Source organism: Asticcacaulis excentricus CB 48 (assembly GCF_000175215.2).
Classification (GTDB): Bacteria; Pseudomonadota; Alphaproteobacteria; order Caulobacterales; family Caulobacteraceae; genus Asticcacaulis; species Asticcacaulis excentricus.
The window spans coordinates 389539-414084 of the sequence record NC_014816.1; the positions used below are offsets into that span (position 1 = coordinate 389539).

The 24546-nt window shown below is 60.0% G+C and carries 22 protein-coding genes; 10 read left to right on the top strand and 12 right to left on the bottom strand.

Annotated features, from left to right (window positions below):
* Window positions 1–127: 127 nt before the first annotated feature.
* Both ASTEX_RS01815 and ASTEX_RS19740 read left to right on the top strand, forming a co-directional pair.
* Window positions 128–472: a DUF2794 domain-containing protein gene (locus ASTEX_RS01815; protein WP_013477901.1), complete on the top strand. Its 345-nt coding sequence runs from the start codon at window positions 128–130 to the stop codon at window positions 470–472.
* 141 nt (window positions 473–613) lie between these two features.
* Window positions 614–1968 (top strand): IS3 family transposase gene (locus ASTEX_RS19740; RefSeq protein WP_085930436.1). Its coding sequence is split into 2 segments (ribosomal slippage): window positions 614–1085 and window positions 1085–1968, totalling 1356 coding nucleotides; the frame shifts between segments, so codons are not numbered across the junction.
* 79 nt (window positions 1969–2047) lie between these two features.
* Here the strand turns inward: ASTEX_RS19740 and ASTEX_RS01830 are convergent.
* Window positions 2048–2797, bottom strand: coding sequence for a Bax inhibitor-1/YccA family protein (locus ASTEX_RS01830; RefSeq protein WP_013477904.1), 750 nt, complete (start codon window positions 2795–2797; stop codon window positions 2048–2050).
* A 203-nt stretch (window positions 2798–3000) separates the two neighbouring features.
* On the opposite strand from ASTEX_RS01830, the gene ASTEX_RS01835 reads away from it, so the two are divergent.
* Window positions 3001–3819 (top strand): HpcH/HpaI aldolase/citrate lyase family protein, encoded by an 819-nt coding sequence (locus ASTEX_RS01835; RefSeq protein ID WP_013477905.1) that lies wholly within the window; start codon window positions 3001–3003, stop codon window positions 3817–3819.
* Here the strand turns inward: ASTEX_RS01835 and ASTEX_RS01840 are convergent.
* The 3 genes from ASTEX_RS01840 to ASTEX_RS01850 all read right to left on the bottom strand — a co-directional run bounded on the left by ASTEX_RS01840 (window position 3803) and on the right by ASTEX_RS01850 (window position 7509).
* A complete protein-coding gene (locus tag ASTEX_RS01840) occupies window positions 3803–5266 on the bottom strand; it encodes an alkaline phosphatase (RefSeq protein WP_013477906.1) in 1464 nt (487 codons plus the stop codon). The two genes, ASTEX_RS01835 and ASTEX_RS01840, sit on opposite strands and share 17 nt — an antisense overlap.
* A gap of 99 nt (window positions 5267–5365) precedes the next feature.
* Window positions 5366–6478, bottom strand: coding sequence for a cell division protein ZapE (zapE, locus tag ASTEX_RS01845; protein ID WP_013477907.1), 1113 nt, complete (start codon window positions 6476–6478; stop codon window positions 5366–5368).
* A 113-nt stretch (window positions 6479–6591) separates the two neighbouring features.
* A complete protein-coding gene (locus tag ASTEX_RS01850) occupies window positions 6592–7509 on the bottom strand; it encodes an NAD(P)/FAD-dependent oxidoreductase (protein WP_013477908.1) in 918 nt (305 codons plus the stop codon).
* A gap of 152 nt (window positions 7510–7661) precedes the next feature.
* Between ASTEX_RS01850 and ASTEX_RS01855 the strand changes: the two genes are divergently transcribed.
* From ASTEX_RS01855 to rarD, 3 genes are all read left to right on the top strand, one after another.
* Window positions 7662–8075, top strand: a complete 414-nt coding sequence (locus tag ASTEX_RS01855; protein WP_013477909.1) for a response regulator — start codon at window positions 7662–7664, stop codon at window positions 8073–8075.
* Between the two features lie 172 nt (window positions 8076–8247).
* The gene (locus ASTEX_RS01860; RefSeq protein ID WP_013477910.1) at window positions 8248–9276 is read left to right on the top strand and encodes an aspartate-semialdehyde dehydrogenase; all 1029 of its coding nucleotides are present in this window, start codon (window positions 8248–8250) and stop codon (window positions 9274–9276) included.
* A 134-nt stretch (window positions 9277–9410) separates the two neighbouring features.
* Window positions 9411–10328 (top strand): EamA family transporter RarD, encoded by a 918-nt coding sequence (gene rarD, locus ASTEX_RS01865; RefSeq protein ID WP_013477911.1) that lies wholly within the window; start codon window positions 9411–9413, stop codon window positions 10326–10328.
* 37 nt (window positions 10329–10365) lie between these two features.
* Here the strand turns inward: rarD and ASTEX_RS01870 are convergent, their stop codons facing one another.
* Window positions 10366–11502, bottom strand: coding sequence for a serine hydrolase domain-containing protein (locus ASTEX_RS01870; protein WP_013477912.1), 1137 nt, complete (start codon window positions 11500–11502; stop codon window positions 10366–10368).
* Window positions 11503–12216: 714 nt separating this feature from the next.
* Here ASTEX_RS01870 and ASTEX_RS01875 point away from each other — a divergent pair.
* The 3 genes from ASTEX_RS01875 (at window position 12217) to ASTEX_RS01885 (ending at window position 16272) form a co-directional block, all read left to right on the top strand.
* Window positions 12217–13053 carry a class I SAM-dependent methyltransferase gene (locus tag ASTEX_RS01875; protein ID WP_013477913.1) on the top strand — a complete coding sequence of 279 codons (837 nt, stop codon included), beginning with the start codon at window positions 12217–12219 and terminating at the stop codon, window positions 13051–13053.
* Between the two features lie 148 nt (window positions 13054–13201).
* Window positions 13202–15376, top strand: a complete 2175-nt coding sequence (locus ASTEX_RS01880) for an FdhF/YdeP family oxidoreductase (RefSeq protein WP_013477914.1) — start codon at window positions 13202–13204, stop codon at window positions 15374–15376.
* A gap of 68 nt (window positions 15377–15444) precedes the next feature.
* A complete protein-coding gene (locus ASTEX_RS01885) occupies window positions 15445–16272 on the top strand; it encodes an alpha/beta hydrolase (RefSeq protein WP_041658427.1) in 828 nt (275 codons plus the stop codon).
* On the opposite strand, the gene ASTEX_RS01890 is transcribed toward ASTEX_RS01885, so the two are convergent.
* The 4 genes from ASTEX_RS01890 to moaA form a co-directional block, all read right to left on the bottom strand.
* Window positions 16261–17436 carry a Yip1 family protein gene (locus tag ASTEX_RS01890; protein ID WP_013477916.1) on the bottom strand — a complete coding sequence of 392 codons (1176 nt, stop codon included), beginning with the start codon at window positions 17434–17436 and terminating at the stop codon, window positions 16261–16263. The genes ASTEX_RS01885 and ASTEX_RS01890 overlap by 12 nt on opposite strands.
* A 70-nt stretch (window positions 17437–17506) precedes the next feature.
* Window positions 17507–18727 (bottom strand): molybdopterin molybdotransferase MoeA, encoded by a 1221-nt coding sequence (locus ASTEX_RS01895; RefSeq protein WP_013477917.1) that lies wholly within the window; start codon window positions 18725–18727, stop codon window positions 17507–17509.
* Complete coding sequence (gene moaB, locus ASTEX_RS01900; RefSeq protein ID WP_013477918.1) at window positions 18724–19290, bottom strand: molybdenum cofactor biosynthesis protein B; 567 nt, start codon at window positions 19288–19290, stop codon at window positions 18724–18726. The genes ASTEX_RS01895 and moaB overlap by 4 nt, the downstream gene beginning before the upstream one ends.
* 1 nt (window position 19291) lies before the next feature.
* The gene (moaA, locus tag ASTEX_RS01905) at window positions 19292–20305 is read right to left on the bottom strand and encodes a GTP 3',8-cyclase MoaA (protein WP_013477919.1); all 1014 of its coding nucleotides are present in this window, start codon (window positions 20303–20305) and stop codon (window positions 19292–19294) included.
* 116 nt (window positions 20306–20421) lie between these two features.
* Here moaA and ASTEX_RS01910 point away from each other — a divergent pair, with 116 nt between their 5' ends.
* Window positions 20422–22032 (top strand): carboxylesterase/lipase family protein, encoded by a 1611-nt coding sequence (locus ASTEX_RS01910; protein WP_013477920.1) that lies wholly within the window; start codon window positions 20422–20424, stop codon window positions 22030–22032.
* Window position 22033: 1 nt separating this feature from the next.
* Here the strand turns inward: ASTEX_RS01910 and ASTEX_RS01915 are convergent, their stop codons facing one another.
* The 3 genes from ASTEX_RS01915 to araD1 all read right to left on the bottom strand — a co-directional run bounded on the left by ASTEX_RS01915 (window position 22034) and on the right by araD1 (window position 24395).
* Window positions 22034–22459, bottom strand: coding sequence for a GNAT family N-acetyltransferase (locus ASTEX_RS01915; protein ID WP_013477921.1), 426 nt, complete (start codon window positions 22457–22459; stop codon window positions 22034–22036).
* Window positions 22456–23289 (bottom strand): alpha/beta hydrolase family protein, encoded by an 834-nt coding sequence (locus tag ASTEX_RS01920; RefSeq protein WP_013477922.1) that lies wholly within the window; start codon window positions 23287–23289, stop codon window positions 22456–22458. Before ASTEX_RS01920 ends, ASTEX_RS01915 begins: the two co-directional genes overlap by 4 nt.
* 95 nt (window positions 23290–23384) lie before the next feature.
* The gene (araD1, locus tag ASTEX_RS01925; RefSeq protein ID WP_013477923.1) at window positions 23385–24395 is read right to left on the bottom strand and encodes an AraD1 family protein; all 1011 of its coding nucleotides are present in this window, start codon (window positions 24393–24395) and stop codon (window positions 23385–23387) included.
* Window positions 24396–24546: the final 151 nt, after the last annotated feature.

Consider the following 24546-nt stretch of genomic DNA (forward strand, 5'->3'; position numbering starts at 1 on the left):
TTGGGTGGGTTCATTTCTTTTGGAAACGTGATCGTGATGCCACCGTTTGCATGGGTTGGTCGTCAAACCTCTTGTCTTTTTACAGGATCGGGGAACTATAAACCGGGATTGACGAAAGGTTCGCCGCATGAGCTTTCAGGATCAGGGCACAGGGTTTGTCGCCGCGCCGAGAGGGCCGGTTTTCTTTGAACGACGCGAATTGGAGCTGATCCTCAGACTGTATGGGCGTAAGGTGGCATCGGGCGACTGGCGCGACTATGGCATAGACAGCCTGGCCGAGGTTGTGGCCTTCAACATTTTCCGTCGTAGCGGCGAGGCCCCCGTGTATCGCATCGAAAAGCGCCCATCACTGGCGCGTAAGCAGGGAGCGTTTGCGGTGTTCAATCAGAACGGCATGGTGCTCAAACGTGGGCGTGAGCTGGAGCCGGTTTTGAGCGTGCTCGACAAGACGAAGCTGGATGTGATCGGGTAAAGAGGTTTCGCCACGAAAAATGACGAAACGGCAAAAGCGCTGCGCGCTTGAGCCGTGCTTACCCTTTCGATTTGGATAAATAAAAACCCCGCCGGAATGAACTGAACCCCAAAAGTTGGACACCAACTTTTGGGGTTTTCCATGTCTAAATATTCCGAGGCTTTTAAGCTGTCGGTTATCAACGAGTATCTCGCTGGTTCGTCGAGTTTAGAAACGATCTGTCGGCCCTTGGGCATCGACTGCACGACGGTGCGCAGTTGGGTAGCTCTTTATCGGCTTCATGGCAGGGCGGGCATCATCAAAAAGTTCAGTCATTACAGCGGTGCTTTCAAGCTTTCCGTGCTGAAGCACATGTGGGAGAATAAGCTGGCTTGCCGGGAGACAGCCGCCTTCTTCAACATCCGCAATCCGGCTTGCCTTCGAGAATGGGAAAGGCGTTACCGTGCTGGCGGCATCGATGCTCTGAACCCACGCCGCAAGGGAAGGCCCAAATCCATGTCAGGTCAAGGACGCACCGAGCCCGAGCCATCTTCAGGTGATGATAAGCGCACACGTGAAGAGTTGCTTTCCGAGCTGAATTATCTACGCATGGAGAATGCGTACCTAAAAAAACTGGATGCCTTAGTTCAAGCAAAGCGAACGCCGAAAAAGCGCAAATAGTGCTTGAGCTAAGGCGCCAATACCCGATTGCAGGCCTACTGAAACTAGCAGGGTTGGCTCGTAGTACCTTCTATTATCAGCAGAAAGCGCTTCTTGCCGGCGATAAACACGAAAAGACAAGAGTGAGCATCCAGACGGTCTACGACCGCCACAAAGGCCGGTATGGCTATCGTCGGATTACCGCTGCGCTCAAGCTTCTGGGCACGATCGTCAACCACAAGACGGTTCAACGTTTGATGAGGCAAATGGGCCTGAAGTCGTTGGTAAGATCCAAGAAATACAAGTCCTACAAAGGGGCTGTCGGACGAACGGTGCCCGATCTTCTTCAGCGCCAGTTCGATGCGCCAGGCATCAACCAAAAATGGGTGACGGATGTGACCGAGTTCAAAGTAGCTGGTGAAAAACTCTATCTTTCACCCGTCATGGATCTATACAATCGAGAAATCATCGCCTTTGAAACTGCCAGGCATCCTGTTTTTAAGCTCGTCGGAAACATGCTCGAGAAGGCCTTGAACAAACTGGGAAAGGACGAGAAACCCACAATCCATTCCGACCAGGGCTGGCACTATCAGATGCCAGAATATCAACGAAAACTCGAGGAAAGCCACGTCCTCCAGAGCATGTCACGAAAAGGGAACTGTCTAGACAACGCCCCCATTGAAAGCTTCTTCGCCGTCCTGAAATCTGAGTTCTTCTATCTCGAAAAGTTTGACAGCTTCGAAGCCCTTCAAGAAGGCATCGAAACCTACATCCACTATTACAATAATGACCGTATCAAGCTAAAATTAAATGGGCTGAGCCCTGTGCAATACAGAACTCAGCCCTTAACCGCCTAGCCAGACCATAAACCGTCCAACTTTATGGGGTCAGTTCAGAATGTTCCGGCGGGGTTTCGTGTTCAGGCTTGCACCAGACTTAGTCGCGACGCACGCCCATAAAGGCCAGCAGAAACTGGAACAGGTTGATGAAGCTGATGTAAAGGCTCAGCGCACCATAGTTGGTGGCCATGGCCATACCCGCTTCATTGCCACCCAGTTGGTAGTAGGTGTGCTTGAGGTTCTGCGTCTCGAAGGCAATCAGGGCCGAAAAGATCAGCACGCCCAGACCGCTGACGATGAAGTAGAGCATCGAGCTTTGCAGGAACAGGTTGACCACACTGGCAATAATGAGGCCGATCACCGCCATGAATAAAAACTTGCCCCAGCCGCTCATGTCGCGCTTGGTGGTGTAGCCGTAAAGGCTCAGCGCACCGAAGGCGGCGGCGGTGACGAAGAAGGTCGAGGCCAGAGAGCCGCCCGTATAAACGAGGAAGTTAGCCCCGGTGGACAGCCCAATCAGAGCCACAACCAGCCAGTACAGGATGCTGGTAGAGGCGACCGTCGGCTGACGCATCACAAAGCCCGATCCCAGCAGGATGACCACCGGCGCGAAGGAGATGACATAACCCATAATCGTATAGCCGGCCAGACGACCATCCGCCGTCACCCGGAACATCAGGTTGGTGATTTCCGGGACGTTGGCTGCAGCCCAGGCGAGCGCGCCGGTCAGCAGAAGGCCCAGAGCCATCTTGTTATAGACGCCCAGCATGAAGCTGCGCAGGCCCGCATCGACCGACATGTCCTGTACGGTCGCGTTGGCCGGATTGTGACTGCGAAAGTCGTTCATTGTAAATCCCTGTGGGTTGGGCCGGTATGGCCTGTTGAGGCCTAATATGAGGCTAAACCCCCATTAAGACAAGGGTGTGGCCATGGCTGGAGGCAATTCGACAATCGATTTAATTCATGCAAAAGATTGCATATTCTGAGGTTTCGGACGACGCTCACCGGATTGAGGTTTTAGGCTTGGCCAAAGCGGCGTAAAATGCGCTCATGATGCATTTACCACTCCGTTCTGTCCTGTTTGTCCCCGCCGCCAATGACAAGGCCATGTCTAAGGCGGCGACGCTGGCGGCCGACGCCCTCATCCTCGATCTGGAGGACTCTGCGGGTGAGGCAGAGAAGGTCGAAGCCCTGAAGCGCGTCGTTCGCGCCCTTGAGGCCGGTGGGTTTGCCGCGCCGGTGGTCCTCGTGCGGGTCGATCCGGCGCTGAAGACGCCGATTTTGCAGGCCCTGACACGCTTTGTCGGGCATGGGCTGCACGGCTATGTCGTGCCCAAGGTGGGTTTGCCGGTGCACCTGCACGGCTACGAAGCGCCCGTCTGGGCGATGATCGAGACGGCGAAGGGCGTGTTGAACCTGCGCGAGATCTGTACGGCCCCTGGGCTTCAGGGCCTGATCGCCGGGCCCAACGATTTGCGCGCCGATCTGCGAGTCTCACCGACACCGGAGCGCACGGAGTTGCAACTGGCCCTATCCCACATCGTGCTGCATGGCCGTGCCTTCGGTCTCAGCGTCATCGACGGCGTCTATAATGCCTTCCGCGATGAGGAGGGGCTGCGGCGCGAATGCGAAAATGGCCGAGCGCTGGGGTTTGACGGCAAGACGCTAATTCACCCGGCCCAAATCGCTGTAGCCAATAGGGTATTTGCGGCGACGGCGGCGCAGCTCGACTGGGCCCGCGCGGTGGTTGCGGCCTTTGAGCAGCCTGAAAACGCCGATCGAGGCGTGGTGTCGGTCAATGGCGAGATGGTCGAGCGCATGCACCTCGCCACGGCGCGACGTTGGTTGACGGCTACGGCTTTGTCTTAGGCGTCTCCGCCCCGAACAGAGCGCGGGCCATGACCTGGTAGAGATAGGTTGAGTCCACGGTCGAGCGCACCAGATAGGCCTGAGGGCCACGCGCATAGACCGGCACGTCCTCGCCGCCATGAGCCGCGCTCGACATGCCGAAAAGGGCCGGATTGGTGAAGCCCAGCGCCTCGGTTTCCTCCGGCTTATAGCTGCCCGTTTGCGGGTGTTCTCCGCCGGGGCCGGTGGCGTAGCTGAGCAGCGGATAGGCTTCATCACCCTGACCTGACACGCCGTCGATACGGCTGTTGCGCGGCGCGTAACCGGACAGGGTCAGGCCGTGGCTGTGGTCAGCGGTAATCAGGATCAGCGTGTTCCTAGGGTCGGTCTTGGCCAGGGCAACGCTCACCGCCTTGGCCAGCTCATCGACATCGTGCAGGGCGCGGTGGGCATTATTCTTATGGTGCCACTTGTCAATCGAGGCGGATTCGACCAGCAGGAAGTAGCCCTTTTCATTTCGTGACAGGAGGTCGATCGCCTTTGCGGTCATCTCATCGAGACCCGGCACGTCTTGCGGATTGTCGAGGGGCGAGGGCAGGTCGCCCTTGCTAAACAGACCGAGCACTGGACCTGATGTTTTTGTATTGAGGGTTTCCAGCTGCGCCTTACCTGTCAGGACGGCGGCGTTTTTTTGCGACTTCCACTCGGCGGTCAGGTCGCGCCCATCTTTGCGCACGCCACCGGCGGTCACGGGCAGGAAATCTTCGAGATCGCCACCCATGGCGACGTCAAGGCGCAGCGCCGCCGGAGCCTGTACCAATTGCCGGGCCAGATCGGTGCACCCTGCGGCCACAGCTTCGGGCGGCAGGTCGGCGTCCGAGCGCCAGCTGCGCGTCGAGGTGTGGCCATAGGTGCCCGCCGGGGTCGCGTCTGTGATGCCGGAGGTGGTGACGGCGCCGGCTGAGCGGCCCGATAGCTTAGCCTGTTCGGCGATGGTCAGCACACGGGCGGCCGCGACACCGTCGCAGCTCTTGCTGTTCACATCGCGATGCACGCCGATAGCGCCGTTGATCGTCTTAACGCCGGTGGTGATAGCCGAGATACCGTTGGCGGAATCGGTGACCAGATTATTGGCCGAGAAGGTCTTGGAAAAGGCCGTATAGGGCAGGGCTTCGAACGACAGTACGTAGCTGGCTCCGTCCTGACCACGTAGCTGCCCGGCCAGTATGCGCCCGGCGGTGACCGAATTGATGCCCATGCCGTCGCCGATAAACAGGATGACGTTCTTCGCACGACCCGTATTGGGGGTCTGGGCAGCGGCGGCCTTGATGGCTGCTTGCTGCGCTTTAAAACCGGCGTCCTGCGTCAGGTCGCGCGTGGCGGGGAGGATTGCGGGTGCGGTTTGCGCGACTGCAGAAAGCGGCAGGCTGAGCGCGACGAAAAGCAGGCTGAAGACGCGGACGGACATAGCAGGGGCCCCTGAAAGCGACGGCCCTTGAAGGCAGGTGGACCGACAATGGCGGTGCCTGTAACGGGTGCCTATGACAGTCAGGTTACAGAAAAAAGGTCAGTCGGTGACTTTTTCGAGATAGGTTTGGGAGCGCATCTCTTCAAGGCGCGATACGGTGCGCTCAAACTCGAACGCGCCATCGCCCGCCGGATAAAGGGCGGCCGGTTCGGCGGCGGCCAGCACCACCAGCTTAGTGTTGGCCTCATAAAGCGCGTCGATCAGGGTGACGAAGCGTTTGGCTTCGTTGCGTTTTTCCGGTCCCAATTGCGGGATATGGTCGATGAAAACGGTTGTGAAGCGCTCGGCGATGGCCAGATAGTCCGCCGGCCCATTGTTTTCGGCGCACAATTCGGCAAAGCTGGCGCGCAAGAGCGGTCCGCAGGTGCGTTTCAGCGTGAGCTTGCGCTCATTGACACTCAGCGTCGTGGCGACCGCCTTGCCCGGCCCAACCATGTCGCGCCATAGAACGTCATAGGCGGCCTTGGACGCCGCATCGTCCGGCGTGAAATAGACGCGCGCGCCTCTCAGGCGATCCAGACGAAAATCCTTCGGCCCCCTGACTTCGTGCACCGTCATTTGGCTGCGGATCATGTCGATGAACGGTACGAACAGATCGCGGTTGAGGCCATTTTTATAAAGGTCTTCGGGCGCGCGATTGGAGGTAATGACGATGGTCACCTTTTGCGCAAACAGAGCCTCGAACAGCCGCCCCAGGATCATGGCATCGGCGATATCGGTCACCTGAAGCTCATCGAAGCAAAGCAGTTTTGACTCTCTGGCGATCAGTCGCGCGACCGGGGCAACCGGATCATCGCCCTTTGACGTGCCGAAGACCGACTGACGTTCCTTCGCATCGCCCTGACGCCACATCTGCACCAGCTCATGCACTTTGGCCATAAAGGCGTGAAAGTGGATGCGGCGCTTCGGCTCAAAGGCGACGTGATCGTAAAAGAGATCCATCAGCATGGACTTGCCGCGCCCCGGCTGCCCCCACAGGTAGAGGCCGTAACAGTGCGCGCCGCCAAATAGGCCCTGCCAGAAGCCGGCACTGTCGCGCAAAGTCCGCTCCAGCTTCGACAACACGTCCACGGCCTCGGCCTGCCCCGGGTCGGCGGCGATCTGACGCGATTTGATCAGCTGTTTGTAGGCGGATTTAACGGAACCGGACATCAGGCGAGAGTGTCACAAAATTGTGATAAATGGGCGTAGAGCGCAAACTAGCAGACAAGTGTGGGTTTGCGGTTAAAAAAATGCTGCATAAGCGTAAATGATGCCACGCCCCTTTACCGTCCAAGGCGCAGCGAAATCTGTTTGGCCACCTGAATGCCATGCGCCGCCGAGGTGGTCACGCACGGGTGCCAGTAGTCGGTCACTTCCCCACAAGCCCACAACCCGGAAAGGACAGTCTCGCCTTGCCGGTTCACTGCGATGAAACCGTTTTCATTTTTTAACTCAAGGTCTTGATCCAGGCCGTCGGGTAGTTGCGCCTCAAAGCCGTACATGACCCCAAAGGCATCAAAGACCTCTTCATTGACGATCATGCTTGCCTGATCGGCAGTGTAAGGACCAATGCACACCCTGGCCTGCGGGATCATTGCCTGGAGCACTGTCTGAGCGCGGGGGGGCGTGCGCGAATAAATCGTCACTGATTTTGCGCCGCGTTGCAGCACAAAACGTGCCTGATCGAAGGCGTTGTCACCGCCGCCCAGTATGGCGATTTTACGATTGCCTACCTCTAGGTTTTCCATAGGATAACCGGGGCCGATGGCGACGTTGTGCGCCTGACGAAAGTGCCCTGTCACCGGTTGCGTCCCCGTAGCTATTACCAGATGTTGTGTCCTGTAGTGTCCGCGTTCAGTACCGCCCTCGACCCGAACCCTGAACCCGCCATCGGCGGCTTCGATGCGGCTTACGCGGCTGTTGAGGTGACAGGGGACGCCGATCACATGGATATGGTGATGCAGGGCACGGGCCACCTCTTCCCCGGAGTGGCCCATAACACCGGGAATCCACAAATTTTCGTAGGGGCTGCGTCTTTGCAGACCACCCAAGGCGTCGCTGGCCTCAACCAGCCATGCACGCACCCCCAGCTTGTGCAGCCACAGTGCGCACGCGCAACCCGCCGGACCGCCGCCAATGACGATGGTTTCGAAGGCATCGTCATCAGGAAAATTCGTGAAGAGCGGGAATGCGGTGTTCATGCGGCTATAAAGCGGGGAAATCACTTATATGGCAAGGAACTTGCAGGATTATTATCAGACCCGATTAGGGGTTTGATTGGACTTGTATGAAATAAACTGTAACATTGGAGCACGTTTCGTGAAAAGAGACGGTTCCGGAGGAGCGTTCGCAGATGAAACTGTTATGCGTTGAAAACAATGCCACACTGCGCAAGATGATGGACGGCGTCCTGTCCCCTGAAGGTATGGATGTGGACTTCGCGGCCAATGGGCGCGAAGCCGTCGAAGCCTACGAGATCTCCGAATATGACGCCATTCTGATGGACGTTGAGATGCCCGTTATGTCCGGTATCGAGGCGGCGCGTGAAATCCGTCAAATCGAGCAGGGGCATAATCTGGGCCACACCCCCATCCTCTTTCTGACGGGCAAGGAACAGGCACGCCTGCGCGAAGTAAGCCAGACCGTTGGGGGCGATGGCTTGTTGCCAAAGCCCTTCACACGTGAAGCCCTCTTGTCGGCGCTGGATCGTATCCGCCACATTCCGGCCACGCCCTCTTATCCGGGCGGCATGGCAGCCCATGCCTGAAATAATCTCATAAGAAACCAGAGGCGACGTCAGGCTTCACATAAGTCTGGCTGAGTTGAAGGCAGAGAAAAAAGACGTTTTCCCCTCTGGTTTTCTCTGATAAGGCACGCGCCACCGGCGCGATGCCTTTTTGTTCGTTTGCGCCAGCCTCACTCAGTTTTGGAGTTTTCCGATGACCTATCGTGTCGCCGTTGTCGGCGCCACCGGCGCTGTTGGCCGTGAGATGCTTTCGACGCTCGAAGAGGTGGATTTTCCGATCAAGGACATCTACGCTGTGGCGTCGCGCAAATCGCTGGGCGTTGAGGTGAGCTTTGCCAACCGCACCCTGCGTTGCGAAGACCTTGAGCAGTTCGATTTCTCCAAGGTCGATATCGTGCTGATGTCGGCGGGTGGCGACGTGTCGAAGGCATGGTCGGAAAAGATCGGCAAACAAGGCCCGATCGTTATCGATAATTCGTCGGCCTGGCGTATGGACCCGGATGTGCCGCTGATTGTGCCGGAAGTGAATCCAGACGCCGTCTGGGATTGCAAAAAAAAGAACATCATCGCCAACCCCAACTGCTCGACCATCCAGATGGTGGTCGCGCTCAAGCCGCTGCACGATGCAGCGCGCATCAAGCGCGTCGTTGTGTCTACCTATCAGTCGGTGGCCGGAGCCGGTAAGGCCGGTATGGACGAGCTGTGGGATCAAACCAAGGCCGTCTATGGCCTCGGTGAAACCGAGCCCAAGAAATTCACAAAGCCCATCGCCTTCAACGTCATTCCGCACATCGACGTCTTCATGGATGACGGTCAGACCAAGGAAGAGTGGAAGATGAAGGTCGAGACGAAAAAGATCCTCGACCCCGATATCGAAGTCTTCGCCACCTGCGTGCGCGTGCCGGTGTTTGTCGGTCACTCTGAATCGATCAATGTCGAGTTCGAAAACCCGCTGGATGAGGCCGAAGCCCGCGAAATCCTGCGTGAAGCACCTGGCATTGCCGTCGTCGATAAGCGCGAAAACGGTGGTTACGTGACGCCGAAGGAGTGTGTTGGGGAATTCGACACCTTTATTTCGCGCCTGCGCAACGATCCGTCCGTGCCGAACGGTCTGGCCTTCTGGTGCGTATCGGACAATCTGCGCAAAGGCGCGGCGCTCAACGCCGTGCAGATCGCACAGCTTCTCGACGAACGCGGGGTTATCACGCCAGTCACAGCCTAAAGATCGCTAACGCAAAGTGATCCTTTAGACCGGCGGACCCCCAGGGTTCCGCCGGTTTTTTCGTTGCTGACACGCCCTGTCGCCTCTATCTCCTTCCCTGTTTCGCATGAAACATCTTTTTGATTGGATATGTCATGTCCACCGCTCAACCCGCGGCCCCGTCACCTTCGTTTTTCGCTTCGCCCATCGGTCTGGCCATATTGTGCTATGCCGTTTGGGGCTTTGCGCCGCTCGTCTATCTGCCGATGAAAGACTTTGGCGCGGGCGCGTTGGAGATCATGGCGCACCGATCGGTCTGGGCGCTCATCTGGTCGGGCGGGCTGGTGCTCATCACCCGGCAGTTTCCGGAAGTGCTGACCATCTTCCGCACACCGAAAGTGGCCCTGACCCTTCTGGTAGCGGCGGTGATGATCGCCATAAACTGGGGCGTCTTCGTGTGGGCCGTGACCAACCATCATACAATCGAGTCGGCGCTGGGCTATTATCTGAATCCGCTTTTGAACATGGCGGCGGGCGCTATCTTGTTCAAGGAACGCCTTGATAACTGGGGCAAGGCCGCCATCGGACTGGCCATTGTCGGCGTAGGTATTCAGGCGCTGGCTTTGGGCCATGTGCCGTTTATCGCCCTGACTCTGGCCCTGTCCTTTGCCACCTATGGCATTATTCGCAAGCAACTGGCTGTGTCGGCTCTGGCGGGGCTGTTTGTCGAGTGCGTCTTTTTGTTTGTGCCCTCAATCATCTATCTGGTGTGGTTCGAAGGAACAGGGCAGGGGCACTTCTTCGGCGGCCTGTCGCACGCCTTCTGGTTCGCTCTGACCGGGCCGGTGACGGTTCTGCCGCTGTTTCTGTTTTCTTACGTGGCGCGTCGCCTGCCGCTTTCGACCATGGGCTTTATTCAGTTCATGGCCCCGACCATCGCCTTCATGATCGGCCTGTTTCAGGGCGAGTTGTTCACACCCCTGCGGGCGCTGTCGTTCGCCTTTATCTGGTTCGGCGCGGGCGTGTTTGCCTTTGGGGCGTGGCGTCGCGCCAAGCAGATGCGGGTGGGGTAGTGAGCGCCTCCTTGTCGCTACACGACAGGGAGGCGGATTACAGCGCCGCATACACCTCGTTAATCAGCCCAACCGGACGGGGATCGCCGATCAGGTAGTGCGACTGACGGTTCATCACATAGGCGATGCTGAGGCGCTTGTCCGGGTCGGCCATCACGCAGGAGCCGCCCCAGCCCGAATGGCCGACGGCGCGGGCATTCGGGCCATAGATGCCGATGCCGCGGTTGCGCAGGAAGCCCGCCCCCCAAGACAGGTCGAATGGCAGGACGCGGTCGCGCCCGAATACGCGCTCCTTGGTGGCGTCGTTCAGTGTCTTTTCCGATAGCAGCGGCTGCCCCATCAGCTTGCCTCCATTGGCCACGACCTGCATCAGCAATGCCAGAGCTTCGGCTGTGGCGTGCCCGTTGGCCGATGGGATTTCCATGCGCCGCCAGTCGGCTGACCCGCGCCCGGCGGGCGATGAGCCCTTGTCGAGGAAGGCGGCCTGTTTGATCGGATCAAGAGGGCCCAAATCCGGGGCGCGCGTTGGTTTCCACATTTCCGAGATGCGAGAAAATTCGCTGTCTGGCGTGCCGATCATCAGGTCGAGCCCGAACGGCGTAGCGATGTCTTCGCGCAGCGCTGTCCCGAGCGTACGACCGTCGGCGCGACGGAAGATTTCCCCCAGCAGATAGCCGATGGTGATGGGGTGATAACCAGAGCCTTCGCCAGGCGTCCACAGGGGCGCCTGGTCGCACAGGGCTTCCAGCAGGGCCGGAATATCGAACCAGGTGGTCGGATCAATCGGCGGGCTAAACCCCGACAGTCCCCCCTGATGGGAGATCAGTTGCCCAAGCGTGATGTTCTCCTTACCCTTGCGGCCGAATTCCGGCCACAGAACCGAGACCTTGTAGGCGTAGTCAAGCTTCCCCTGATCGACCAGCCGCGCGATCATCAGGGCGGTCACAGCCTTGGTCGAGGAAAAGACCGGCGTCAGGGTGGTCTCGCTGAAGGCTTCGGTGCCTTCGCGGTTTTTCACACCGCCCCACAGGTCGAGAATGACCTCATCGGCCTGCACCACAGTGAAGCGCGCGCCCTTTTCGCTCAGACCATCCGGGCCGTCGGCGAAATGCCGGGCAAAGCGGTCCTTGACGGCGGCGAAGCGGGCGGGGACGGTGCCGTGGATTTCGGTCATGGGGCAGTACTCCGGAGCATAGCCTTACGGTTATAGGGGGGCGGCTAGCCAAGGGCAATGGCCGTCATAGTCGGTGCGCAGCGGTACCATGACGCCATGACACGGGCGAGTTTTGCCCGTGCTCGGGCGTTGATTAATAATCGGGTACGGGCTTTGCCCCTGGCATCTCGTCTGGAGTTCCCATACGTCAGCCTTGGTCTTTTCCGCCACCGCCTTGCACGACCCACTGGTCGGCGCGCGCCGTCGGGCGCTTTTCGGCGTAGGACAGGTTCCGTAACCGGACGATGTCTCCGATGGCGACGAACGGACCCCTAGGTGATCAGCGGTCAGTTACGCCACTGGACTGCGTGTTGTCAGCGCAATTCGACGACGTCATTCAGCCTCAGCGGCGCGGGCGGTGAGGGCACATTTCCGCATCGGGTTGTCGCCCAAGCTGCCTATCGCCCGTTACAGCCTCATTGTGGACTAACTTTGTGCCGTCATCCTGGAGACTTAAAGCGCCACCCTTAGGGCCGCCGAAGCGCAAGGCCGTGACCATTCTGATCCGGCATCTGACACGGTTGGTGATCTATGATCTTGAGTGCGCCATGAGCGCCTATGCCGATCAGTCGTCGGGCATTCTTATCTGAGTGCGTGCAAACGATAGCCAAAAGTTACCGCCGCAAAAAGGCCATAATTCGCCGCACCTTGGTCAACATTCATAGGAGGACTTTCATGCGCCCTGCCCGCACCCTTACCGCCCTAATCGCCGCAACCAGCGCGCTAAGCCTGGTAGCCGTCGCGCCCGTTCTGGCCCACGAAGGCCACGACCATCACGAAGCCCATGCCAAGGCTGCGGATGTAGCGCTGAAAGCCGCTATTGACGGTGCGTGGCGGACACCGGAAAACAAGGCCCGCGATGAGTACCGTCACCCGGCGGAGGCGCTGGCCTTCTGGGGTCTCAAGCCCGGTGCCAATATTGTCGAATTCTATCCTGGTGCTAAAGGTTGGTGGACGGAAATCCTGGCTCCCTACGCCCATAAGACCAAGGGGCGCTACACGGGCGTGATGAACAACACCAATGATGCCGCTTTCTGGGCTGAGGTGGCGGACAAGTCGATCTACGGCGAGGTTAGTGCCTCCACGCTCGACGCTCTGCCGGCGGGCAAGTCCGACCTGGTGCTGATCGCGCGTGCCTTCCACAACTGGGCGCGTCAGGACGGCGTGACGGAGCGCCATCTGGACGCGGCGTTCAAGGCGTTGAAACCCGGGGGCATTCTGGCGGTGGAGCAGCATCGCGCGCCGGAAGGCTCAGATCCTAAGGCCGGGACGGGATATGTGCCGGAAAGCTACGTCGTTGAGGCCGCGAAGAAGGCGGGCTTTGTTCTGGTCGGCAAGAGCGAGATCAATGCCAATCCGAAGGACGATCACGACCACCCGTTTGGTGTGTGGACGCTGAAACCCATCCGCAGCAGCGGCAAGGGTGACGCCGCCCTGACACCCGAACAGCGTGCCGAGTTTGATGCGATCGGCGAATCGGACCGCATGACGCTGAAGTTTAAAAAGCCGTAAGACTAAGTCTTCATCTCGGCTATGCTCACGAAGCCGTTAGCACGGTTAGGTACGGCGCGCAGAAATGAACCCCCTGCGCGCCAATTCCAGCCTTCAGCAACACGTGTGGCCACTATACCCCGCCTGCCTGAGGGGATAGACTGCGGGCATGAACAAACCAAGCAAACCCGTCGTCGGTGGTGGCGCCAAAAAGGTGCTGTACGCCTTGAAAACCGCCACCCGCATTGGTCTCGACAATACGGCCAAGGCGCTGACAGCGAAAAATGCCTGTAAAGCCTGCGCGCTGGGTATGGGCGGGCAGAAGGGCGGCATGACCAATGAGGCGGGCGAATTCCCCTCGGTTTGCAACAAGTCGATTCAGGCGCAGTCGACTGATATTCAGCCAGGCATTCCACCGGAGGTGATCGACCACAGACTGTCGGAGCTGCGCGAGCTGGACGGGCATGAGCTGGAGCATCTGGGGCGGCTGGCTTTCCCCATTCATAAGGCAGCGGGCTCAGACCGCTATGTGCCAGTCGACTGGGACGTCGCGCTTGATCTGGCGGCGCAGAGGTTTGCCGTGACCAAGCCTGAGCGCAGTTTCTTCTACTCCTCGGGTCGCTCGTCAAACGAGGCGGGTTTTGTGCTGCAACTGCTGGCGCGGCTCTATGGCACCAACAATGTCAACAACTGTTCCTACTACTGTCATCAGGCGACGGGGGTCGGGCTTAACAGCACCATCGGCACCGGCACGGCGACGGTGGAGATGGAAGATCTCGACCGCTGCGATTTCATTCTGGTTATCGGGGCCAACCCGTCGTCAAACCACCCGCGCTTTATCCATAAGCTGAAAGGGGTGAGGGATCGCGGCGGTGAGGTGGTGATCATCAATCCGGCTAAGGAGCCGGGGCTCGTGCGCTTTGCCCTGCCCAAAAGTGTCAAGTCCATGGTGTCGGGCGGCGACTTTATCGCCTCTGACTATCTGCAGCCGCGCATCGGTTCAGACCTCGCCGTGCTGAAGGGGCTGATCAAGGCGGTGCTGGACAGCCGTGCCGAGGACACGCGCTTTATAGCCGATCACACCGAGGGGTTTGAGGCTCTGCGCGCCGACATCGCGGCGACCAACTGGGCGGAGATCGAGGCGCGCACGGGTTTGGCCCAGGCCGATATTGAGCGGGTCGCGGGTCTTTATGCGCGGGCAAAGTCGGCTGTGATCGCCTGGGGCATGGGGATTACGCACCATCTGAATGGCGTCGATAATGTCGAATATATCGCCAATCTGTGCCTCGTACGCGGTCAGATTGGGCGACAGGGGGCGGGGCTGTTGCCCCTGCGCGGGCACTCCAATGTGCAGGGCATCGGCACCATTGGCGTCAAGCCGGTACTCGCGGCCGAAGTCATGGCGCGCATGGAGGCGACTTTGGGTGTTACTCTGCCACGCGAAAAGGGTCTCGACACCATGCGCGGCATGGAGGCGGCGCATCGCGGGGAGATCGACGCGGCCCTGATTATGGGCGGCAACCTGTACGAGGCTAATCCCAATAGCGCCTTTGCCGAAGCCGCCTTTGCACGTATCGGGTTTAAACTGTTCCTGACCACTACGCTCAATCGCGGCCACATTCACGGCCACGACGACAGCGAAGCCCTGATCCTGCCGGTGACCGCGCGCGACGAGGAGTGGCAGCCAACGACGCAGGAGTCCATGTTCAATTTCGTGCGCCTGAGCGATGGCGGCATTTGCCGCCTGAAGTCAGTGCGGCCGGAAACGGAAATCCTGTGCGAGCTGGCGCGGCGGCTCCTGCCCAACAGTCCGGTCGATTTTGAAGCTTTCAAACAGCACCGAACCATCCGCGAAGCCATCGCGCGCATCGTGCCGGGTTTGGAGGATCTGGCCGATATAGACATCGCCAAACGCGAATTTCATATCCGTGGCCGCATCCTGCACGCACCAGAGTTCAAAACCGCGTCGGGGCGTGGGCGCTTTATCGTGCGCAACCTGCCGCCGGCAAAGGAAGAGCTACTCCTGACCACGGTGCGCTCAGAAGGGCAGTTCAATTCGATCATCTACGAGCGCACGGACAGCTATCGCGGCATGGACCGCATGGATGTGATGATGAACGCCGAAGACATGGCGGGGCTGGGCCTCAGTGAGGGCGACGCCGTGGTTGTGGAATCAGAACACGGCGCAATGGAGGGCGCGCGAGTGCGGGTCTTCGATCTCGCGCGCGGTTCGGTCATGGCCTACTATCCCGAAGCCAATGTGCTGACCGGTACGGCGGTCGATCCGCGCAGCCGCACCCCGTCCTTTAAGGCAACGCCTGTGCAGGTGCGAAAAAACGCCTGACCATCCCTTGTAATCCGGCTGTCACCATCCCTAATGATATGAGGCGCGGACAGACGAATGGGGCATGGATGAAAACGCTGATGACATGGGTCGGGCGGCTGGTGATGGCGCTGATCCTCATGGCGGGTCTGGCCTATGGCGGGGCCTGCGGCTACCTCTTTGTGGTGCAGCGCGACAAGCTCTATAGCCTGCCCCCCGGCGTGCCGCCTCTACCTGTCGCGCAGGTGCCGGGGATAAAGGACGTGCATCTTAAAACCCCCGATGGGGCGGTTTTGCGCGCCTGGTATCTGCCGCCGCGCGGACAGGCCCCGGTGTTTCTGTTTCTGGGCGGCAAGGGGGCGAGCCTCGGCGATCATATGGGGCGTTACAAGCGCATGGCTCAGAAGGGGGAGGGCTTCCTGGCTCTGGCCTATCGCGGCTTCTCCGGCTCTACGGGCAAGCCGACCGAAGACGGATTGTTCATGGACGGACTGGTTGCCTATGACTGGCTGAAAAAGGCGGGCTATGCGCCGCAACAGATCGTCATTCACGGCCATTCGCTGGGCTCAGGCGTGGCAACCTATGTGGCGACCCAGCGCCCGGCCAAGGGCCTGATCCTGGAAGCCCCTTTTACCGCGGCGTCTGACGTGGCGCAGGACATCTATCCCTATGTACCCGTCCAATGGCTGATGCTGGATAAGTTTGCCAACCGCGACCGCATCGGCTTTGTGCATATGCCGATTCTGATTGTGCATGGCGACCGAGACACGATCGTACCCTTCGCTCAAGGCGAACGCCTTTATGCCCTGGCCCCTCAACCCAAGACCTTCAAACGCATGGCGGGTGAGGACCATTCGACCCTCACCCGCGCCGGCGTTTATGATGTCTATGACACGTGGCTTAAGTCACTTGACTAGGGCCAGAGCCTGCCCTTCGTTGATGGCGGCCACGGCGGCCTTCAGGGTGGCCATATCGGCCTTGCCGCTGGCTTCGACCACCAGCCGCTCACCGATGACTACTGAATAGCTGCCCGTCTGAGTATCGCCGTCCCACTTCTCGCTGATGATTTTGCCCTTTTCCGAGTGAACCTTTTCGTAGCTGTTGCCGCTCTGGCTAGACGATGACACATTCATCGCCGTGCCAAAGGCCGCCAGAGCGCCCATGGCCCCGATGTCAGACACCTTAAGCTCGACCCGCTTGTCGCCCTGCGTATAGACGGCATGCGCCTCAGAGGCCGAATAGCTGCCCGTGCCGCCGCCCGAGGCGCCTGCGTCGCTTTTGGCTGCGCCGATGAAAGTGACGGGCAGCAAGGCGTCGAGCTTAGCAGGCTCTACCGCCGGGGTTGCCTTGCCCTCTTCCATTGCCTTGGCCGCGGCTTCCATCTTCTTCGCCGCCGCTTCGAGGTCGTGGCCATTGACCTGTACCGAGCCGTTGGGTGTATCGACCTTCATGGCACCGGTCAGGTTTGGCGCCCCGCCTGCCATCATCCCCGCTGTCATGATGGCGCCGGTAATGCCGCCGATGATCAGTTGAATGACGACCATGACCACCACGACGACCGCCGTATAGCCGAGGCTCTTGTCCTTGGGCGACTGCATCAGGCGCGGTAGGCCAGTATAGAGCAGGTAGAGACCATAAAGCCCCAAAAGACCCAGAATTCCCAGAAGTGGCAGCAGGGCGAAAATCCCCGCCAGCCAGCCGGCTGTCATCGCATAGGCTGCAACCTTGAAAGCCTGTACATCGTTCTTGACGCCGCCAAAATTGGGCGCCAACGCGTTGATGACAAAAGCGGCGATATAGACCGAAACGATTGACAACACATAGCCCAGCACGGCGATGATCAGGCCGCTGACCACCGGCAACTTGCTGCTGATGCCCATAAAGGACATGCCGACCAGACTGTTGCCGACAAAACCCGCAATGGCCGGGATGGCCGCCAGTATCATAACATAGCCGGTGGTTAGGGCCGCCTTAGGGGTTGGCTCGGAGGCGATCCTTTCCCACTCTAACGACGGGCGCAGCAATATACCCTTAATGCGCTCCAGCAGAGGCGGACGGGTGGTGGCTTCGACGGTGGACATGACAGCTCCCCTGAACAGTGAAAAGTGCCGCATAGTCGGTCAGCCCGCGTCAGGGGTCAATCGCGTGTTTTCAGTATCTGTCTAAGGCCACATAGCTCAGCAGATCCCCGGCATGGATCGCTGGCGCATGGGGCAGGCGACGGATCAGCACGTCACTTTGGGCAAATACGGCGATCAGCGACGAATCTTGATCGGCAAAGGGCCGCAGGGCCGGGCAGCCCTTATCATCCGGGACGATGCGCCCCCTCAACCAGGTTTCGCGCGGGCCATTGGCGGCGATGTCGACGGCTGCGGGCAGGCTTAAAAGTGTATCGCGCCCGCCTTGGCCCAACGCCGCCTTAATCCAAGGCTTGAGGAACAGTTGCGCACACACCATGCTGGAGGCTGGATTGCCAGGCAGGCCCAGTACGCGACGGCCGTCGGTAAGCAGGCCCGTCCAGGTCGGCTTGCCGGGCCGGATGTTCACGCTGCCGAAGTCGATACGCAGACCCAGCCGCTCTAATGCCGGTTTCACCAGATCGTAATCGCCGACACTGGCCCCGCCGATGGTGACGATCAGGTCGGCCTCGCTGTCTTTCAGCGCGTCGTGAATACCGTCCAGATCGTCGCTTTCGACGCCAATAAAGCTGGCTTTCGCGCCCCACTGACGGCACATGGCCAACAGCGCAAAGGAGCCGGACTCAAAAATCTGATCGTCGCGCGGCTCGCTTCCCGGCGCGACCAGTTCGTCGCCGGTCGAAAGGATGCAGATGCGCGGCCGACGCGCCACTTTCAGCATCTTCTGACCCGCGGCCGCCGCCAGTGACAGCCGCCAGGCATCGAGCCGCACCCCAGCAGACAGCAGCTCGTGCCCGGCCTTGAAGTCCTGACCTCTGGGGCGAATATGCGTCTTGGGGTCGTTCCAGCCGTCGGGCTCGATAAACACGCCCATCTCGGTGACGCGGACGTTTTCCTGAATGACCACGGCCCTGGCCCCGTCAGGGACCGGTGCACCGGTATAGATGCGCACGCATTCGCCCCATTCAATGCGACCTTCGAAGCGCCGCCCGGCTGCGCTTTCGCCGATCAGGCGTAAAGGCGAGCCCTGCGCCACCGGGTCGGTCAGCGACTTGCAGATGGCATAGCCGTCCATGGCTGAGGCATCAAAAGGCGGCTGATCGCGCGTGGCGATGACCGGCTCGGTCAATACACGGCCCAACGCCTTCGACAGGGCGGCCTTGCGCGTTTGCGGTGCCGGAGCTGTCTGGCGCATGAAGGCTACGGCCTCGTCGACGGGGATGCCTCTTCTCATTTTTCCAGAAGCCTCGGCATCAGTTCGACCATGTTACACGGTCCGTGGCGCGAATCGAGCTGCCAGCGGATGACCTTGTCCCAGCCATCCTTGCACGCGCCGTTGGAGCCCGGCAGGCAGAATACGAAGACGCCGCGAATGATCCCTGCCAGCGCGCGCGATTGTAGGGTGGACAGGCCCACGCTCTGAAAACTGACCATATGGAAGATGGTGGAAAAACCTTCGATGCGCTTGTCAAACAAAGGCTCGACCGCTTCGGGGGTCACATCGCGCCCGGTAATGCCGGTGCCGCCGGTTGTGATGATGACATCGACGAGCTCAGAGTCAATCCAGTTGGTGATGACTGTGCGGATATGGTCCTTATCGTCGCGCACCAGCTCGCGCGCCGCCACGTGATGCCCCGTCGCGGTGATGCGCGCGTCTAACAGATCACCGGAGGTGTCGGTGTCGCGCGTGCGACTGTCTGACACGGTGAGGACAGCGATATTGACCGGCTTGAAAGGGCGCTCAAGGTCGATACGTCCGGCGCCGATGTACGATTTTTCTTTATCCGTTAGTTCCATTCTATCCTCCGGTGACGGACATGGTCCGGCGCGGCGTGTAGGCGGTTTGCGGAGCCTGCGCCCCGATGAAAAAGTCGTGCGCCTTCGGTTTGTGGCGCAGGGCCTCGGACAGGGCGGCGGCGAGCGCGGCATTGCTGGCGTCCGCGCGTAGCGCGGCGCGCAGATCGACGTGGTCCTCCTGACCCAGACACATATAGAGTTGCCCCGTGCAGGTGATGCGCACGCGGTTGCAGGTGTCGCAGAAATTATGGCTCAGCGGCGTGATCAGGCCCAGCCGGCCGCCGGTTTCCGCAACGTGGTAATAGCGCGACGGCCCGCCCGTAGTATCGCTCAAAGGTGTGATGTCCCAGAAACTTTGCAAATCGGCCATGACGTCGTGCAGGGACACAAACTGGTCTTCGCGCCCGACGATCTCTTCGCCCATCGGCATGGTCTCGATCAGGGAAATGTCCATGCCGTGGGCATGCGCAAAGCGGATCATCTCCGGTAGGTGGCCGCGATTGTCCTGTTGCAGGGCGACTGTATTCAGCTTGACCTTCAGGCCCACTTTTTGCGCTGCGTCGATGCCATCCAGCACTTTTTTGAGGTCGCCGCCGCGGGTAATGCGCCGGAATGTACCGGCGTCGAGACTGTCTAGAGACACATTGATGCGACGAATGCCGGCCTGCGCGAGATGCGGCGCGGCCTCGGCCAGAAGTGTGCCGTTGGTGGTCAGGGTCAGCTCTTTCAAACGCCCCTCATGCACCTGCGCACCCAGACGTTTCAGGAAATCCAGAATTCCCCGCCGAACCAGAGGCTCTCCGCCGGTGATGCGTAACCGCGTCACCCCCTGATCGATGAGAAATAGGGAAAGACGCTCAAGTTCTTCAAAACTCAACAGATTTTCACGAGGCAGAAAAGTCTGTCTCTCTGACATGCAGTAGGTGCAGCGCAGGTCACAACGGTCCGTCACCGAAATCCGCACATAGGAGATGCGGCGATGATAGGCGTCGATCAGGGCGGGTTCGGAGCGCATGGTCTTGCATAGCCGGAAAATTGCGGTCAGGACAAGGGTTTAGCCTTCTCGATGCCTTTACATTTGCGTGTGGCAGGGCCACCCTGTGTCAAAATCAATCTACAGGAAATGCCCGCATGAAACGCCGTGATGCCCTCAAAGGCTTGTCCGCCCTGACCCTGTCAGCGGCCGTGACACCGGTATCAGCCGCGACCCTCAAGCCCAAATCCGTCACGGTCAAGACCTCAAACGGGCCAGTGATCGGGCAGGTCCGGGCGGGCACGGCGGTGTTTCTCGGCCTGCGCTATGGCGAGACGACCGCGCCACCCTACCGTTTCCTGCCGCCGCGCCAGCCACAACCGTGGAGCAAACCGGTTAAGGCTGACCGATATGGCCCAGCCTGCCCGCAACAATCGACACCCGACGCTTACGGCAAGAGCGAGGACTGCCTGTTTCTCAATGTGTGGACGCCGGAGGCCTCACCGAAACACAAGCGCCCGGTAATGGTCTATTTTCACGGCGGGGCCTATGCCAATGGGTCGGGCTCCGATCCGCTCTACGACGGTACGAATCTTTCGCAGCGCGGTGATGTGGTGGTGGTAACGGTCAATCACCGGCTCAATGTCTTCGGTTATCTCTATCTGGCGCGGCTGGAGCGGTTGATTTTGGGTCAGCCGGGCCCTCTGGCTTTTTCGGGGAATTGTGGGCAACTTGACCTCATTCTGGCGCTGGAATGGGTGCGCGACAATATCGCGGCCTTTGGCGGCGATCCCGGCAATGTTATGGTCTTCGGGCAATCCGGCGGCGGAGCCAAGATCGCCACCTTGATGGCTACGCCGAAAGCCGAGGGCCTCTTCCACAAGGCGGCGACCATGAGCGGTCAGCAGGTGACCGCCTCCGGCCCCGGCAATGCTACGGCGCGGGCGAAGGCGTTTCTGGGCGCACTGGGGCTGAAGACCGATGCCGAAGGGCTGAAGGCCGCGCAGACCCTGCCTTGGGAGACACTGGTCGCGGCGCTGAAGGTCACCGATCCGGTATTGGGCTCCGGCGGAGTCTATATGGGCCCCGTGCTCGATGAGACGATCCTGGTGCGTCACCCCTTCTATCCGGACGCCGCGCCGCAATCGCGGCACATGCCCATGATAATCGGCAATACACGCGACGAGACGCGCGGCTTTCAGGGCAATAATCCGGCGTTTCAGAACCTGACGTGGGAAGACCTGCCGGAAAAACTGCCGCCCAATTATCGCGTCGATATCGACCCGTGGCGGGTCATCGACACCTATCGCAAACTCTATCCGCAGATGACGCCAACCGATGTCTATTTCGCGGCGACGACGGCGGGGCGGTCCTGGCGCGGGGCGATTATCGAGGCTGAAGAACGCGCCAAAGTGGGAGCGAAAACCTTTGTCTATCAGGTCGATTGGAAGACGCCCAAAGACGACGGGCGGCTGGGCGCGCCCCACACCATCGACATTCCGCTCGTCTTCCGCACCACCGCAGTGCCAGAGGCCATCTCGACCGACAGCCCGCAGGCCCGACGCATGGCCGACCTGTTCTGTGACGCCTTTATCGCTTTTGCGCGCAACGGATCGCCACAGACCCCCGCCCTGCCTGATTGGACGCCCTACAGCTTACCGGAGCGCCAGACGATGCTGATGGATTTGACACCGCAAATGGCCAATGACCCTCGCGGTGAAGAACGCAAGCTGTTTGAAAAGGTGCCATTTATCCAGTCTGGCACATAGGTCACTGCGCCATAAACACAATCGGGTAGGGATTGCCCGCGGCATCGGTGTCGGAACGACCGGTTACCGCAAATCCGCACTTTTGATAGAAGGTGACGTTGCCCGTCACCTGTTCGTTGACCTCTACGATCAGTGGGCCTCTCAGCGCGCAGGCATGGGCGATCAGGGCGCGACCCACACCGCGCCGCTGGTGCACCGGATCGATAAACAGCATGGCCAGCGTGTTGTCACCCGCCAGCACGCAAAACCCTGCGTGGGCACCGTCGTCTTCGGCGACCCAGACCTCGCCGTCCATCAGCCCGGCCAGCAGGTAGGGGCGGTAAAAGTTGATATCGCTCTCAGAAAGGAAGTCATAGGCGGCGCGCACCGACTCTTCCCAGATGCGCGTAAGGGCGGCGATATCGGCGGTGGTCGCCGGACGGATCAACGCAGTACCTTGTCGATCCAGCGGGCGGCCAGCGAGGACCACTGATCGTGCGTACCGTCAAGCTCACGCAGCGCAAAGCCGTGCGGGGCCTGCGCGAAGATGTGGGCATCGACGTCGCCACCCGTCTGCTGCATGGCCTTGATCAAGTTCAGCGCATGATCGACCGGCACGATTTGATCGTGCAGGGCATAGGCCAGAAACACAGGCATTTGTGGGATACCGTGGGGTTCCCCGGCAATGCCGATGGGCCAGGCATCGTAAAAGGCCTGCTTTTGGGCGGGCGGGTAGTCGGGCTTGCCCGCCGGTGCCTTATATTCGCGGTGATTGGCATTGATGGGCGCATAGGCGATCAGCACGCCCCTGGCCTTTTGAGCGTGAACTTGACACGCCATGACGCCGGCCAGATGCCCGCCCGACGACAGCCCCACGTGCAGCAGCGGCAGGTCCGTCAGGCTTTCCAGATAATCGAGCGCCTTGAGGCCGTCGCTTAGGGCGATATCGTAGGGCCACACGCCGCCATCTGCATCCGCCTGCCCGGGCATTCGGTGCGTCAGCACATAGGCATCGATACCTTGCGCGTTGAGCCACAGAGCGACCTCCACCCCCTCCTTGTCATGGACAAGGTTGATATAGCCGCCACCCCCATAGACGAGGGCGCGCGCGCGCGCCGGAGACGGTGATTTAAACTCGCTAAGTTCGGCGCGCGTGACCTGCTTGTGGATGCGGTCCGGCCATTGCCCTTCCGGTGCATTGACTGCCCCCTCGGAAATCGCAATTACGCGGTCGGGTATGGGGGCTTCGGCAGGCAACGCAGGGCGGGCGGTTGGCATGGGCTTGTCCTTCTTGTCCGGGGCAAGCGGTAATGCCGGGGCGCAGAGGCGTCAACCCTTATACGTCCCCGGCGTACCGGGGAGGTATAAGGCTCTTATAAGCGCATCACTTTCGCTGTGCTGGCCAGAGGCTCGGTGGTTTTGAGCGGGTTTCTGAGCGGGTGGACGAAGGGGCGGGCATCGATTTCGAACACGTCGCCTGTTTGCGTCTTCACACCGTCGGCAAAGCTCGCTGTGGCCGTGCCGAAGCAGTGCACGTGCACATCGCCCGGCACGCGGAACAGCTCGTACTTGAAGTGGTGGTGTTCCAGATTCTCAAACGTGTGGGACATATTGTCCTCACCGGAGATGAACGGCTTTTCCCAGATCACTTCGTTGCCGCGCACGATCTTCGACGTGCCTTCCACGTGGCTCGGCAGGTCGCCGGTCAGAATCTCGACACCCAGAGACGCCGGGCGCAGCTTGGAGTGGGCCAGCCACAGATAGTTCTGCTTCTCGGTCACGTGGTCGGAGAACTCATTGGCCAGCGCAAAGCCAATGCGATAGGGCTGTGCATCCTCACCGATGACGTAGATACCGGCCATTTCCGGCTCCTCACCGCCGTCTTCGGCAAAGCCCGGCGACACCAGCTCCGCGCCCGGCCCGACCAGTGCGTAACCATTGCCCTTATAGAACCATTCCGGCTGAGCTCCGGCGGTGCCCGATGCCGGCTTGCCACCCTTCACGCCCATCAGGAACATGCGCATCGAGTCGGTCAGATTTTCTTCGCCACCTGCGTCTTTGGCCTTGGCGTGCATCTTGTCGCGGCCCTCAGCGGAGCCCAGGTGCGTCAGACCCGTCCCGGTCAGGTGCAGGTGCGCCGGGTCCGGATGGTCAATCGGGGCCAGCACACGCCCTTCGGACAGGGCCAGCGCGATATCGACCGCCTCGCCGAGGCCCTGCTGCGCCACCTGATCAGCAATAGAGCGTTTGGCCGCAATGGCGGCCTTGGCCAGCTCATAGGTCGTGGTCACGCCCACAATAACCTTAGCCGAACCGTCATCCTCGGCAGCGGCCACGCCGCGCGTCCCGTGGGCATCGACAAACTGGATCAGGCGAAGGGTCATGGATCACTCCCAACAAATATTGCTCTTAAAACTCAGACAATTGATTGTGACTTAGGCCCGCCTTTGCGGTTTGTCAAATCGTGTTTATGATCATACGAAGATTCTCGTACACTCGTCTCTGCGCGAGCAGGGAAACGGAGGATTGGAGCGC

Coding starts and splice junctions, on each gene's coding strand:
- ASTEX_RS01870 (WP_013477912.1), bottom strand. CDS start 11,502: ATGACCGAAATCCACGGCACCGTCCCCGCCCGCTTCGCCGCCGTCAAG.
- ASTEX_RS01885 (WP_041658427.1), top strand. CDS start 15,445: ATGAAAACGCTGATGACATGGGTCGGGCGGCTGGTGATGGCGCTGATC.
- ASTEX_RS01855 (WP_013477909.1), top strand. CDS start 7,662: ATGAAACTGTTATGCGTTGAAAACAATGCCACACTGCGCAAGATGATG.
- ASTEX_RS01875 (WP_013477913.1), top strand. CDS start 12,217: ATGCGCCCTGCCCGCACCCTTACCGCCCTAATCGCCGCAACCAGCGCG.
- ASTEX_RS01890 (WP_013477916.1), bottom strand. CDS start 17,436: ATGTCCACCGTCGAAGCCACCACCCGTCCGCCTCTGCTGGAGCGCATT.
- ASTEX_RS01910 (WP_013477920.1), top strand. CDS start 20,422: ATGAAACGCCGTGATGCCCTCAAAGGCTTGTCCGCCCTGACCCTGTCA.
- ASTEX_RS01880 (WP_013477914.1), top strand. CDS start 13,202: ATGAACAAACCAAGCAAACCCGTCGTCGGTGGTGGCGCCAAAAAGGTG.
- moaA (WP_013477919.1), bottom strand. CDS start 20,305: ATGCGCTCCGAACCCGCCCTGATCGACGCCTATCATCGCCGCATCTCC.
- araD1 (WP_013477923.1), bottom strand. CDS start 24,395: ATGACCCTTCGCCTGATCCAGTTTGTCGATGCCCACGGGACGCGCGGC.
- ASTEX_RS01860 (WP_013477910.1), top strand. CDS start 8,248: ATGACCTATCGTGTCGCCGTTGTCGGCGCCACCGGCGCTGTTGGCCGT.
- ASTEX_RS01895 (WP_013477917.1), bottom strand. CDS start 18,727: ATGAGAAGAGGCATCCCCGTCGACGAGGCCGTAGCCTTCATGCGCCAG.
- ASTEX_RS01835 (WP_013477905.1), top strand. CDS start 3,001: ATGATGCATTTACCACTCCGTTCTGTCCTGTTTGTCCCCGCCGCCAAT.
- rarD (WP_013477911.1), top strand. CDS start 9,411: ATGTCCACCGCTCAACCCGCGGCCCCGTCACCTTCGTTTTTCGCTTCG.
- ASTEX_RS01850 (WP_013477908.1), bottom strand. CDS start 7,509: ATGAACACCGCATTCCCGCTCTTCACGAATTTTCCTGATGACGATGCC.
- moaB (WP_013477918.1), bottom strand. CDS start 19,290: ATGGAACTAACGGATAAAGAAAAATCGTACATCGGCGCCGGACGTATC.
- ASTEX_RS01815 (WP_013477901.1), top strand. CDS start 128: ATGAGCTTTCAGGATCAGGGCACAGGGTTTGTCGCCGCGCCGAGAGGG.
- zapE (WP_013477907.1), bottom strand. CDS start 6,478: ATGTCCGGTTCCGTTAAATCCGCCTACAAACAGCTGATCAAATCGCGT.
- ASTEX_RS01920 (WP_013477922.1), bottom strand. CDS start 23,289: ATGCCAACCGCCCGCCCTGCGTTGCCTGCCGAAGCCCCCATACCCGAC.
- ASTEX_RS01830 (WP_013477904.1), bottom strand. CDS start 2,797: ATGAACGACTTTCGCAGTCACAATCCGGCCAACGCGACCGTACAGGAC.
- ASTEX_RS01840 (WP_013477906.1), bottom strand. CDS start 5,266: ATGTCCGTCCGCGTCTTCAGCCTGCTTTTCGTCGCGCTCAGCCTGCCG.